The 13130-nt window shown below is 66.3% G+C and carries 12 protein-coding genes and 1 pseudogene; 2 read left to right on the forward strand and 11 right to left on the reverse strand.

What is annotated here, in order from left to right:
- The first annotated feature begins 48 nt into the window (after window positions 1–48).
- Window positions 49–1467 carry a hypothetical protein gene (locus LTT66_RS12545; RefSeq protein ID WP_233067037.1) on the forward strand — a complete coding sequence of 473 codons (1419 nt, stop codon included), beginning with the start codon at window positions 49–51 and terminating at the stop codon, window positions 1465–1467.
- A gap of 20 nt (window positions 1468–1487) precedes the next feature.
- Here the strand turns inward: LTT66_RS12545 and LTT66_RS12550 are convergent, their stop codons facing one another.
- The 7 genes from LTT66_RS12550 to LTT66_RS37390 all read right to left on the reverse strand — a co-directional run bounded on the left by LTT66_RS12550 (window position 1488) and on the right by LTT66_RS37390 (window position 7695).
- Complete coding sequence (locus LTT66_RS12550; protein ID WP_233067039.1) at window positions 1488–2441, reverse strand: M56 family metallopeptidase; 954 nt, start codon at window positions 2439–2441, stop codon at window positions 1488–1490.
- Window positions 2442–2953: 512 nt separating this feature from the next.
- Window positions 2954–3652 carry an MspA family porin gene (locus tag LTT66_RS12555; RefSeq protein WP_233067041.1) on the reverse strand — a complete coding sequence of 233 codons (699 nt, stop codon included), beginning with the start codon at window positions 3650–3652 and terminating at the stop codon, window positions 2954–2956.
- Between the two features lie 587 nt (window positions 3653–4239).
- Window positions 4240–4635: a transposase gene (locus tag LTT66_RS12560; protein ID WP_233067043.1), complete on the reverse strand. Its 396-nt coding sequence runs from the start codon at window positions 4633–4635 to the stop codon at window positions 4240–4242.
- Window positions 4636–4664: 29 nt separating this feature from the next.
- A complete protein-coding gene (locus LTT66_RS12565) occupies window positions 4665–5000 on the reverse strand; it encodes a transposase family protein (RefSeq protein WP_233069164.1) in 336 nt (111 codons plus the stop codon).
- A gap of 386 nt (window positions 5001–5386) precedes the next feature.
- Window positions 5387–6198 (reverse strand): IS5 family transposase gene (locus tag LTT66_RS12570; RefSeq protein WP_408638841.1). Its coding sequence is split into 2 segments (ribosomal slippage): window positions 5387–5862 and window positions 5862–6198, totalling 813 coding nucleotides; the frame shifts between segments, so codons are not numbered across the junction.
- A 260-nt stretch (window positions 6199–6458) separates the two neighbouring features.
- Complete coding sequence (locus LTT66_RS12575; RefSeq protein WP_233069549.1) at window positions 6459–6692, reverse strand: hypothetical protein; 234 nt, start codon at window positions 6690–6692, stop codon at window positions 6459–6461.
- A 595-nt stretch (window positions 6693–7287) separates the two neighbouring features.
- On the reverse strand, window positions 7288–7695 hold the full coding sequence (locus LTT66_RS37390) for a DUF2752 domain-containing protein (protein WP_408638842.1): 408 nt from the start codon (window positions 7693–7695) through the stop codon (window positions 7288–7290).
- A gap of 137 nt (window positions 7696–7832) precedes the next feature.
- Between LTT66_RS37390 and LTT66_RS37070 the strand changes: the two genes are divergently transcribed.
- Window positions 7833–7955 carry a hypothetical protein gene (locus tag LTT66_RS37070; RefSeq protein ID WP_269822004.1) on the forward strand — a complete coding sequence of 41 codons (123 nt, stop codon included), beginning with the start codon at window positions 7833–7835 and terminating at the stop codon, window positions 7953–7955.
- A 258-nt stretch (window positions 7956–8213) separates the two neighbouring features.
- Here the strand turns inward: LTT66_RS37070 and LTT66_RS12580 are convergent.
- The 4 genes and pseudogenes from LTT66_RS12580 to LTT66_RS12595 all read right to left on the reverse strand — a co-directional run bounded on the left by LTT66_RS12580 (window position 8214) and on the right by LTT66_RS12595 (window position 13063).
- A pseudogene (locus LTT66_RS12580) lies at window positions 8214–9750 on the reverse strand (MFS transporter).
- Window positions 9747–10826, reverse strand: a complete 1080-nt coding sequence (locus LTT66_RS12585; protein WP_233069169.1) for a PLP-dependent cysteine synthase family protein — start codon at window positions 10824–10826, stop codon at window positions 9747–9749. The pseudogene LTT66_RS12580 and the gene LTT66_RS12585 overlap by 4 nt, the downstream one beginning before the upstream one ends.
- 147 nt (window positions 10827–10973) lie before the next feature.
- Window positions 10974–11513, reverse strand: coding sequence for a putative copper homeostasis (lipo)protein LpqS (gene lpqS / locus LTT66_RS12590; protein WP_233067045.1), 540 nt, complete (start codon window positions 11511–11513; stop codon window positions 10974–10976).
- A gap of 317 nt (window positions 11514–11830) precedes the next feature.
- A complete protein-coding gene (locus LTT66_RS12595) occupies window positions 11831–13063 on the reverse strand; it encodes an IS110 family RNA-guided transposase (protein ID WP_332909680.1) in 1233 nt (410 codons plus the stop codon).
- Window positions 13064–13130 lie beyond the last annotated feature (67 nt).

Here is a 13130-nt window from a genome sequence, read left to right on the forward strand (position 1 = left end):
CATAGTTGATACATGAGTGTCTCATATGTGAATTATGATCGTCTTAAGGTGGGTGCGTCGGCGGGTGCGGTGATCGCTGTGGCCGGGTTCGTCTCGTTGTTCGCGACGTATTGGGACGATGCATGGCACACCGATGTCGGCCGGGATGACGCGGCGATCCCGCCGCACCTACTGTTGTACGGATCGGTGGCGGTGGCCGGTGTGGTAGTGCTGTGGTGGGGGCTGCGGATTCTGCTGGCGACACGGTCGCTGCCTGCCGTGCTGCGCACGGCTCCCGTGATGGTGGCGGCAGCCGGTGGTGCCGCGACGTTGGCCGCCGCACCGCTGGACGCTGCCTGGCACGCCGCTTTCGGCCGGGATGCGGTGTTGTGGAGCCCGCCGCACATGCTGGTCGTCTTCGCCTCGACGGCCATGGTGCTCGGAGTCATCGCCGGAACGCGTGCCACGCGGCACGGCGTGGTGGAGGCGCTGCTGGGGGGTCTACTGCTGGGTGGGCTGGCGATGGTGGTGCTCGAGTACGAGACCGATGTGCCGCAATTCTCCGAGGCACTGTACCTGCCTGTACTGGTGGCGGTCGCGTTGCCGGCCGGGGCGGTGGCTGGCCGGTTCGTACCGTTACGGCTGCCGGTCACCGCGGTGGTCGGGGTCTATGTGGTTGTGCGGTTGGTCACGACCGGGGTGCTGACGCTGTTGGATCGCAGCACCCCGGAGTTGCCGCTGGCGATCCTAGGTCTGTGTGTGCTCGATCTGCCCCGGCGCACCGCCGTCGCGCGCTACAGCGCCGCGGCCGCCGCTGTTGCGGCGTTGGCGTGGCTGGCGGCCGCCAGCGGGCTGGTGGAGCGCTCACCATCGGCGGTGGCGGTCGTCGCGGTTCCGGTGATCGCGGTGTTCGCGATCGTTCTGCTGGCGACGGCGCGGCGGGGCACGCCTGTCGCCCTCGCCGTGACGGTCGCGGTCGTCAGCGGGGGCTGGGTGATCGCCTCGGCACCCACGGCTTCGGCGCATGATCCGGGGCAGGGAGAAACAGTTGTCGATGCGCAGGTAGTGGGGGCCTCCGACGGAAGGGGCGCATTGACGATCGATGTGCGGGCGCGGAACTCATGTGAGGACATGCGCCCGATGCGCGTCGTGGCCCGCCGAGGAGGGCAGACGTTCACGGGCCCGCTGCGCGTTGTCGACGGCTGCCACTACACGGGCTTGGTGCAGGTGCCGGGGAAGGGGCGGTGGTTCGTTTACGCCGAACTGCGACACGGCGGGCAAGATCTCGAAGTGTGGCTGCCATTGCGAGCGGACCGGGCGGACACACTGGCGGAGGATCGAGACTTGTACCGGCCGACTGAGCCTACGGCGTCGAGCAGGCCCCTGCAGGTCGGAATCGGAGTTGTCGTCTACGCGGTCGGGCTGGCGCTTCTCTTGGTGGGGATCGCGGTGGTGGTGCGCGATGAACGTACCCGCGCGGCAGAATGAGAAGCTCGACTCCAAGGCGTTCACACCGGTATCGGAACACACAGCGCGATACCGACCGCTGGTGGTATGACCATCATGACCGCAGTGGCTGCGGTCGCCGCCATGATCACACGCGGGCGAGCCGTCGTCCGCGGCTCCGGCGCACCGGACGCTGTGAGCCGCTCGAGGCGGGCGTCGAGGTCGGCGCCGCCCGACCCGAGCGCCGGGGTGTTCGGCATTGCCTCCGTCATGGCGAAAAGTGCTCGCGCCACCGTGTGGCTGCCATGGATGCGGGCTGCCGCATCGTCGGCGCACATCTCGAGCAGCCGCGCTACCTCGACTGCTCCGGAAGCGAACAAATCGACCCGGGGGAGAACCGACGCCACGCCGCGAGTGAGCGCGAGCAGCAAGTGGTGGCGGCCGTCGAGGTGAGCGCGTTCGTGGGCCAAGACGGCGCTGAGCTCCCGACCATCGAGGGACTCGAGAGCACCGCTGGTGACGACGATGGCGTGCGGCCTTCCCGCGACGCAGTAGGCGGCCGGTGTGTGCAGATCGATGACAATGGCGTCGAGTTCGCTATCGTGACGGCCCGCGATGCGGACGCCCCGAGCGTGCTCATGCGTGCAGGAACGAGCACGCGCCAATGAGCGTCCCACCCGGATAGAGAGCACCGTGGCCGCGAGCGCAGCCAGTCCCACCAAAACGAGGAGTCCGGCCTGCGTGGCCGTACCGTAGCGGCCGATCGCGGCATCGTGCAGCTGGCTGAAACAGCTCGCGAGGACAGGCCGCCGCGGATCGAGCACGTCGCGTAGCAGGTCGATCAGCGCGATGACCACCGCCACCGACCAGGAACCGGCGACGGCGGCCATCGCTCCCAGCCAGGCGATCAGCTGCGAGCGCGGGCCGATCTGAGCCCGCGCAAGCCCCTTCAACACCAGCGGCGCAAGCACCATGATGGCGAACCCGTACAGCAGCAGGCAGACCGCCAGGCTCATGAAACACTCCTGCCGCGAGCCACCAACTGCCCGGTAGCGGGGGATTCTGGGCAGAATTCAGGGAGTCCAGGGCGTATGCGATCGCACGGATGTGCCACGGGTGGCCTTCTTCCCCTCAGTGGGAGGCGAGTTCGGATGCGATTCGCCAGGACGCGGTTTACACCAAGGAAATGTACTGCCTGTTGGACTGTGGAGTCACGGTGCTGGCGGTCGTAGTGCCGAATGTACGGGCGTCAGGGATCACCGGTCCACACTGGAGTGCGTAATTGGGTCGCTCCTGTCCTTGGCTGCCCCGGAGCCAGGCCGGTTCGGCAGTGAGCCCGCTCCATGCCCGGGCCAGCGAAAACTTACTGTCGGCGATGCGCTTCGGCGCGTCGATGGTGCACCAGGTGTGGGCGAACACCACCGCCAGCATGATCGCGGACTCGCCCACGCCAGCAGCTCGGCGACCGCGTCAGCCGTGAGCGGTGAGGTACGGGGACAGCACAGACGGCCGTCGGTTCGCCGCCGCTTCAGAACGCGAATTGGGCGCCGTAACCCGTCGTTTGCATAGTGTCAGTGGTGTCGGTGGTGTCGGCGCGGACGATTACGAACGGCACAGCCGAGGCCGGTGCGAGGCATCCGCTGACAGTCAGTCCGGTATTGGTGTGAGAGAAGGTGAAAGGGAACCTCGCGTCCTCGTCCAAATCTGCCACCCCGATCACTGCCGCGGTCAGCCCGCCCGGGGCCAGGGGCACCGCAATCCTACCGGCGAGGCCCCCTGCGACACCGTTCCCGGGCCGCACACCGACGTCGATACCGGGTGGAGCGTCTATCGCCAGATCGACGCCGGGCTCGACGCCGACAAAGGGCGAGACTCTGGCGGTGACACCGACGTTCGGGGCGAGACCTACCGAGATGGCATTGGAGAGGTCCACAGCGCAGCCGATCAGATATCCGGCAACCATCTGCCCGCCACGAAGTGATTCGGCTCCGTCAACGTCGACCGAATAGTCTCCGGCCACCGTGACCGCGTGCACGAACGGGATGCCGACCGCGACATCGCCACCAGCAGGTACGACATGAGTGGAATCCACCGACGCGACCAGGCGCAGCCCGCCGGAACTCACCTCCCCTGGCGCCGCCCCCGCCGCAGTATCGACGACAGCACCAGTGGTGGCCACCATCACCGCGGTGATCACTGCCAGGGTATGCGAATGCTTGCGGTTCATAACGCTCCAGTCGGGCAGTAGTCGAGACGGAACTTAACGAACGGACTCGCACACCCACTATCGTCGTGCATTCGGTTCGGCGTACGTGGACTGGAACCCTACCGTTCGGAGCAGCTCAGTCGTGGCAACCGCGCCTCAACAGCGTGTTGCCGACGCCAATGGGCACACGGTGTTCGTAGGAATCGCGCCGATCGCTGAGATCGGCTGACAACTGCTGGGCTTCTCTCGCTCACCCAGCACTTCAGGAACTCTTCACCGTGCCCCTGGAATGCGAAAACGCTGTCGCTTCCGCCTGAAGACTGGCTCTGGCCCGAATTTCGTGATCGTTGGGTCGCGTAAAATAGTCAGTGGCTGAGCAGGATGCGCTTGCGGAGCAGGTCGGGGTTCGCGCGGCCGAATATTGCCGTTTGAGCATTTTGATGCGGTTGACTTGGCCTTCGACGGCGCCGCTGTTCCAGGGCAGGCTCAGACCGGCGGTGACCGCGTCCTGGTCGCGGCGCACTCCGCGGACGAAGGAGTGCAGTGCGGGCTGGTCATCGGCGGTGACGGCGGCATCCAGCCTTCGAGGTCTGGGCCGCGTAGCTCGCTCATGATGGTGGCGAACGCGCGGACGTGTCCGGCGAGGGCATCGAGTTCGGGGCTGGTGGGCAGGATCGCGTCGAGTCGGCGTCGCCGAGATTGCTCCACAGACGCCAGCGATCAGCGACCTGGATCGCCTGCGGTGCGCCTTTGGCCGCTGCTTCGGCGTAGGCACCAGCTCGGTCACGGCAGATGATCTCGATGCTGGGACGGTCTCGAAGCCAGGCGGTCAGGCTCTCAGTGCTGCGGTCGGTGAGCATCTCGATCGGTCGGCGGGTCGCCATGTCGATCACGATCGTGCCGTAGCGGTGTCCGCGGCGCAGGGCGAAGTCGTCCACACCCAGGACCCGGGGCCGCACCGGTGCCGGATCAGGCAGCGCACGGATCTGGCGCAGCAGGGTCATGCGGCTGACCCTCGCTGCCAGGTGCCCGGTCAACCGTGCTCCGGCGCGGCCACCCAAGGCGAGGGCGACCGCGGACAACACCCGCTGCAGAAGCAACGTCCGCCGCCCGTAGCGGGCGGCGAGTCCGGGTACCTGTTCAGCGAAGTCCTTCGCCCGCAGTTGGCGTTGTCGCAGAACAGTCGCCGGACCCGCAGCACGATGACGACCTCGCGGCCGGTGATCGCGGTGTCGGCCAAACGGCGCCGGTAGCGGCTGTGCACCCGCTGTGACGGTGTCGAGCAGCTCGGGCAGGCCGCTGGCTCCTCGCGGGTGGCCGCGTCGATACGAACCGTGGAATCCGCAACACGAACCGCACCGATGACCATCCGGTCCAGATGCGGAAACAGAACCCTCAGCACCCGATGATCACAGCACCAGACAACCAGCCAAGCCCACTGTGCCCCAACACATCCCGATCTGGGTCAATCAACAACTCTGTGCCAGAGCTACGATTCAACCGAAGTTGACAAACGCTTGCCATGTCAACGGCACCCGGAAGCGGAGCACTTGTCGAAAGCTCTGGGCCGACGTCGTCATATCGTGTGACCGGGGCCGTTCTGGATGATGATTGAGAAAAGGTTCACCGTTACATTCCACGTCGGACCGAGATGCAACAAGAATTCCAGCACATTATTTTGCACTCCTCAGCACTCCTCTGCTCGGTGAATCACACGATTCAAGCGTCTGCAGTTTGTACCGTTAAGACCGTGTCTCATGTCGCTGATTTCGCTTTGGCCAGTTTCTTGTAGCAGGTCAGCGCGGCGGCAAGCGTCAGGAAGCCCAGGAAGTGGGTTCCTTTGCGGTCGTAGCGCAGGTTGAGCCGGTGGTAGCCGGTCAGCCACGAGATGGTTCTCTCGATCACCCAGCGGTGACGGCCAAGTCGTTCGGTGGACTCGATGCCTCTGCGGGCGATGCGCACCGACATGCCGCGGTGGCGAACCCACCGCCGCAGTTCGGGCTGGTCGTAGGCTTTGTCGGCGTGCAGTTTGTCCGGCCGGCGCCGCCGCGGGCCGCGGCGCGACCTCACCGCGGGGATCGCTTTCACCAAGGGTTTCAACGCTTGCGAGTCGTGCACGTTGGCCCCTGAAACCGCCACGGCCAGCGGAATACCCGCCGCATCGGACAACACGTGCAACTTCGAGCCGGGCTTGCCGCGGTCGACCGGGCTCGGACCGGTCATGTCGCCCCCTTTTTCGCTCGCACCGACGCCGCGTCGATCACCGCTCGCGACCAGTCGATCAAGCCTTGGTTGCCCAGCTCATCGAGCACGGCGCGGTGTAGCCGCCGCCAGACACCGGCCCTGGTCCACACGCTGAATCGACGATGAGCTGTCGGCACCGTCACCCCGAACGACGCAGGCAGCATCCGCCACGCGCAACCGCTGGTCAGCACGTACACCACCGCAGTGAACACCGCTCGCTGGTCGACCGGCGCGGTCCCGCCGCCCTGCGTGCGAGGGCTGAACTTCGGCAGCAGCGGCTCGGCCAACTCCCACAGCTCATCAGGAACCAGCCGCCTGGACAACTCATCGACCACGACGAGACATCATGCAACACAACACATCCCGATACACCGGATCGGGAGTCAGAGCGACATGAGACACGATCTAAGTGGAACCCCAGCGTGTCCAGTGTACCCCTCGGACCCGACGGTTGAACGTCATGCAGATGCCGTGGGTGAGATCGGTGTGTCGAGAAAGTGAATCATCGGCGGTCGCGGCGGCGGTGACCACGTTGCACCTCGATCGTGCGATATTCGGTTGTCGGCCGGTTCTCTCCCGGGCGTCATCGGATGCTGGATCGCAAGTGTCGCAGGCGCAGGCTGTTGCTGGCTACGAACACCGATGAGAACACCGTCGCCGCATTGGCAACATCGAGTTCGGCAGGCCCCGCCGTCGCCAGCGTCAGGGCGGCGATGTTGTAGGCGAAGGCCCAGAACGAGTTGGCTTTGATGACGCCAGTATCGCGCGGGACAACGGACCGAGTCTGCGGCGGCCGGCCGGGATCAGCGACAGCCACTGCCAGATCCGATCCCTACCAGGTGCTGTCGGGTGCTTGCCGAAGAGGGCGCGCCGCGGGCTGTCGGAACAGGCTCCGATCTCATAGGCAAGGAGCGGCCAGAGCTCGCCGCAAGCATTCGCGAAGTGTTGCGGGCCAAAGGGCTCAGTCGAAATTAATCGCACAGCTCACAGGGATGTCATGGGCGTCCGACGGCGACCCCTTCGCGCCACGTCCCTGGGCGGCGGATGGTTCGATGAGTTTCGCGTACGAGCGAGCCGACCTATCGGTGATCGAGCAGGCAGGTTCGGCTGGTGGCAGACGAAGGCGACAGGTAACTCTTTGTCGTGCCCGTCGCCACGCCGATGTGGTGCTTGGAGCGCCCTCGGCAGGTGGCTAGTTTGTGTGACGTCAATAAATTGACGCGTCGCATTGAGCCGCCCCCGGGTTCGGTACCCACCGGTTTATCTGTCTCCGGTCGGTTGTTCGGCGCGGTGTGCGTAGTATTCGGGCGTCCAGGCTGGAATAGGCGGGGATGCAAACTTCGATGAAGAAGGGCCGCGCAACCATCGACCTCGATACCGCGGTCACCACCCCGACGACGTGATCGCCGCGATCACCGAGCTCGGCTACACCGCGGTAGTCCACGGGTAGTCACGGGACCGGCTAGGGTTGCGTCAGCAGGTTCCGCGTTGATCTGCTGAAGCACCCACAACGCAAGCACCGCAACCACACCGACGATCCGCAACGCCCGGCCCAGGCCAGGGCGCAACGTGAACTGCAACCAACGGCCGGTGAGGGACCAGACCGCGCCGCGCGCCAGGGCAAGGACAACAACGACGGCGAGGACGAGGACGCCCGGGTTGTAGCGAAGAGACTCCGACACATCGCCGGCGAGCAACAGGTATGTCGCCCGGGTTCCGCCACAAAAGGGGTCCATGAGCCCGAGGTGATGCGTCGGTCCATGCAGGTCCAGTGACGGCACCCCGACCACTCGCAACGCGGTGCCGGCTAGCGCAACCATCACTGCGGACACCGTGAGCCACAGCAACCGGTCCCCGCCATGCCGAGCAGTCGACTCGGGGAGCACGGACCCGCCATCCACTATCTACTCCCTCGCTACATGGTTGATGTCACGAACGTCAGTTCACCAGGCACACCATGACCACAGTGACAACCCACATCCAGGCGCGCGGCTGGGCTACCTCCACCCGAGGAAAAGGATTCAACGTCGCCCCGGCGGCGCTGAGCATCGCAATCAAGCGGCTGGCGGGAGAACGCTGACCGGGCGACGCCCGACTCGTCGCCCCGCCTGTGATGACCGAGGCGGAGGCATCGCGAGATGAAGGGAATCGCACGCCTCCGCCCGAAGCCGGCCAGCGCGGTAGCGGCCGCAGCGGCACCGAGGGTGACGGCGAGGCGCCGCAGAACTGAAGTCATGTCATGTGTCCTTGAGTAGGTGGTGACAAACGGCCGCAAAGCCGGGACGCTGTGGGAGGGCTCCGGCGTTCGACGTCATCTGGCTGTGCAACCAGGTGGGCCTCACCGCCTGTTTTCCGGTCCGGCGGCGGGATAGCGCGAGCGCCGGTCCTCGGCAGAGGGGTGGATGCGTGGTGTGGGAGGTGGGACCCGGCGATGTCCGCGCCGGTCGGGTTCCGAGCCCGGCCACGGTGGTGGCGCGCCGGTCGGGATACGACGCCCGGGACCGAGACGGTCCTCACCGGTCGGCTGTCGCAGCCGGGGCGGCGAGGGTTGCCTGCGATAGGTGTGCTGGGGGGACTCCGGCGCGGGCCGGGGCTCGGTCGATGCCCTGTGCGGATTCACCGGTTCGACGCGATAGCCGGTGCGTCGGCGCAGTGGTGTGGTCACCGTATCCGCGCCCGCGAACGCGGGTTCGGTGAGCCGATGACGTCCACTGGGCAGACGATGACGTCCAGTGACATGTTGCTCAGGTGCGGCGGCGGCGCGGTCTGTGCGTTGCAATCGCAGCAACGCGTAGGCGGCGATGACACCGACGACTGTGTTGTAGAAGCCGTAATGGGTGGCTACCAGCTTGTTTCCGCACAGCAACACCACAGTGTCCATCTCGAACGGGAACACCGCCGCAGTGCCGATCGCGAGCAGTGTGGTCGTTACCAGTAGCGCAGTTACCGCGGCCAGGGTGCCGAATAGTCCCGGTGTGGGCACAACGATCAGCGGAATGAACGCCGCGGCCAGCACGGCCATGCCGGCGACCAGACTCTTGCCTGGTCCCCAGCGGGCACGCAACCAGGCGGTGATGCGGAGCTGCCCGGCCACGGCGACGACGCCGGAGACCACGAACAGTGCCGAGACAGGGTTTGCGACTGAGCTCCGGCGATGAATTCCGCTTGCAGCGGCAAGGCCAGATAGACCTGGAACGACAAGACGTACGAGCCGATCATCGCCACCGAGAACGCCAAAAACCGCTGGTTGGACATGACGCGGCGCCAGTCGTCGAGCACCGAGGTCTTCTCGGCCGGGGCCTCGCCCCGGCGGGCGGGTAGGGCGAACAGCTGGGCGATGGTCAAGGCGGCGAACACCGCCGCCGCGACACCGGCGGTGACGCGGAAATCGACCGCCATCAAGGCCAGTCCGATGAGTGGCCCGGCGAAGATGCCTGCCTGGTAGAACATGTTGAACACCGCCAATGCTTCGACGCGGCGATCTCCGGTGTCGGCGGCGAGATAGGCGCGCACCGCCGGGTTGAACAAGGCTCCCGCGAAGCCGGTTGCCGCGGAGGCGATCAGCACCGCGGGCAGGGACTCGGCGACGACCAGCAGCGCGAAACCGCCGGTGCAGCAAACATCCGGCCACGATCAACGGTTTGTAGCCGAGCCGATCAGCCAGGGTACCGCCGATGAGGAACATGCCCTGCTGGGAGAAGTTGCGCACACCCAGGACCAGACCGACTGCCCACGCCGCCAGCCCCAACGGACCGGCCAGGTAGCCGGCCAGATACGGCATCAGCATGTAGAAGCCGAGGTTGATGCCGAACTGGTTGATCATCAGCAGCCGTGCAGGCAGGTCGAAGCTTGCGGAACTTTGCGACCACTGTCATGAGGCGAGCTGCCCTTCGGTCGAAGCTTTCGGCGAAACGACCGTGGTACAGCGGGTCCACCGTTGCACGACCCGTTCTCGCGGGTGCTCGATCGCCTCAGGCGCCACCGGTGCCGCGATGTCGAGCAGCCCGTGCTCGGCGCAGTAGGCGTCGTTGTAGATGGTGTCGAAGTAGCGGTGGGGCCCGTCGGGGAACACCGCTGCGATCCGGGTCCCCGGCGCGGCGACGCGGGCGGCCCACCCGGCGACCAGCGCGACCGCGCCCACGCTCCACCCGCCGGTCGCGTGATGGGTGGCTGCCAGCCTGCGGCAGGCCCACACCGACTCCGCCGGCGCGACCCAGTGGACTTCATCGAAGGCCTCATAGTCGACGTTGGCGGGATAGATGCTCGATCCCAAGCCTCGCATCAGGCGCGGCCCAGCCGGTTGGCCGAAGATCGTCGAGGAGATCGTGTCGACACCGACCAATTTCATGTCGGGGTTGTACCGGCGCAGGACCCGCGCGGCACCGGCGGAGTGTCCGCCGGTGCCGACCGCGCAGACCAGGACATCGACGGTGCCGAGCTGCTCGATCAGCTCCAAGGCAAGGGACTGGTAGCCCTCGACGTTGTCAGGGTTGCTGTACTGATCCGGGCACCAGGCGTCGTCCTCGGCGACCAGTAGCTGGGCTACGCGCTCACGGCGGGCCTGCTGCCAGCCGCCGGCAGGATGAGGTTCGGTGACCAGGTCGACGGTGGCGCCGTAGGCGGCCAGCATCCGGGCGACGATCGGTTCCAGGCCCGGGTCGGTCACCACGGTCACCGGGTGCTGGTACACCATCCCTGCCAGCGCCAGTCCCAGGCCCAGGGTGCCGCTGGTTGATTCGATGATGCGCGCACCGGGCGCCAAGTCGCCGCGTTCGCGCGCCTTTTGCACCATATGCAGTGCGGGCCGGTCTTTCATCCCGCCGGGGTTGAATCCTTCCAGCTTGGCCCAGAATCCACGATCGGCGGCGGCCAGCGGCCCCCCGATCCACAGCACCGGAGTGTTGCCGACCAGGCCCCGTGGGGCGTCGGCGGCGTCGGGTGCACCGAGCATGCGGCGGGTGTGACCGATTTCAACAGTGGGGAGGGTGGTGTTCACGGTTGCTGTCTCTTCTCTGCACAGGCGCCCGCTTACGCGGTACGCCACGACGATGGGCAGCGAGCACCAGCCGACACGACAGGTCGGCCTGACGCTGACCGGTCAGCGTCGGGAAATGCAGAATAGAGTCAGAACGGCGCGCCCATCAGGCGAGCGTGGCGCAGAAGGCGGCCCACGAATACCACCAGCGTGGGAGTCCGGTGTCGACGCGGGAGTCCAGACCGCGGTGAAAGCGGCGAGCACCAGCGCGGCCAGTGTCAGCGACACGATGCCCGGAGGCAGCGCCTTGTCCGGGCAGTGCACGGAGTGCGCGACGCACTGCTGCAGCGCGTCAGCGGTGACGTGGTTGTGGTCGGTCGCGGTGTCGGGCTCGGCGGCGGTGACCGAGTGATGGTCGCGCGGGCCGGTGTGGTCCTGGAAGAGCAGGCAATCAGCGGCAGGAACGATCACCAGAGCGGCCAGCAGCAGAACTGCCAGCCAGCTACCTGTGCGCATCCGACCGAGAGAATTCACGATGCCGCGATGGTAACGAACAAATAACGACGCGCGCAATGGCGACCGCGTCCAGTCGGTTGAGCTGCGACGCGATCGCGCACCCGGTTCGGTGCCGTAGGTCGGCGCGCTGATTCTCCGCGCGGTCATGCTGCGCAGACTCCACCTCTCTAGCTCGGTCAACCTGGGTACCAACACTTTCCGTGGTGCCGAGTCCCCCTTGCTCGAGGGGGTTGGTTGACAACCACGGCGATCAATCTACTATCTCGGTACGTAAATAGTTTTGTGTTGTGTGATCAGGCGCACGCCTCGCATGTCAGGCCACCTGCCTCTCTGGGCGTCACATTCGCGACATGCCCGGTGATGAGCACGTGACCATCACCGATCGTTCGTCGGATCGGCTAACCCGCCGCCCACCGGCGGCAACCGCAGCGGCACCGATGAAAGACATCTCATGAAGTTAAAAGTCAAGCCGCCAGCGCGAGAGGAGGTGGGAACGCGTGATGTTCGTCGTAGAGGCTGCGGGCGTGCAGGCAGTGGTGGAGCTGGCCGAGGAATTTGTTGAACAGGTGTCGTTGAGCTTGCTGATGCCAGTCGCCTGTGGCGCGGCGGGCGTCGTAATGACGCCGGGCTCCTGGGGATGCCTTGAGGGATGCGAAGGCCCAGATCGGGCCGACCCCGGCGAGGCGGCGGTTTTTGATATGTCGGTGCAGGACAACGGTTTTCTTGCCGCTGGCGCGGGTGATCGGCGCCGAGCCCGCGTAGGCCTTGAGGCCGCGGGCGTCGGCGAAGCGGGTGCGGTCGTCTCCGATTTCGGCGAGCACCCGGGCGCCGGTCAACTGCCCGAGACCGGGGAAGCTGAGCAGGATCTTCGCGTCCGGGTGCCGCTCAAAATGGGTCGCGGTCGCCTCCGCGAGGTCCTCGGTCGCGGTCGCCGCGGCGTCGAACTGCCGAAGCAACGCGGACAGCGAAATACCCATCGCGTTCTCCACCATCGGCGGTTGATGCAGGTAGGTGGCCCGGAGAATCGTGTGCAGCCGCTCGACATCGGTGTCGATGTTGCGTTGGCGGCCCGCTTTGACCAGCAGGGCCCGCAACTGGGCGCGGGTCAGCTTCGCGGCCTTGGCGGGAGTCGGTGCGGCGGCGAGGACGGTGCGGGCATCGCGGCGGGCCAGCCCGCCACCCGACAGCCCGGCGAACGCTTCCAGCGCGGCGGGATAGAAGTCCTTGAGCAGATCCCGGACCTGGTTGCCGACCTGCTGACGCGACCACGCCGCGTCCTGCTGAGCACGAGCCAGAACTCGAATCGCTTGTGCCAGTTCGGTATCTGCGGGCAACCGCCGGTGCGCATCGGCGTCGGTGCGCAGAATGTTGGCCAGCAGCACCGCATCAGCGGCATCGGACTTCGACCCCGACACCTGATGACGGGCGCGGTAACGCGACGCCGAGAGCGGGTTGATCGCATAAACCGGGCGCCCGATGGCCCGCAACGCGGCCACCAGCAGACCGCGATCGGTCTCGATCGCCACCGGGATCGTGTCCTGCGCACTGTCGCCGGCCTCGGCCAGCAAACTCAACAACCGGGCGAACCCGGCCGCATCATTGCTGATTCTCTCGCGAGCCGTGACACGACCATCGCCATCGACGATAGCGACATCATGATTGGCCTCGGCCCAATCGATACCACAGGACAATCTCAACCGTTGCCTCCCTCATCAGTATTGCTGCTGGTCACGAGCCAGGTTGGGGTCACGCGGCACCCTAATC

Source organism: Nocardia gipuzkoensis, assembly GCF_021183645.1.
Lineage (GTDB): Bacteria > Actinomycetota > Actinomycetes > Mycobacteriales > Mycobacteriaceae > Nocardia > Nocardia abscessus.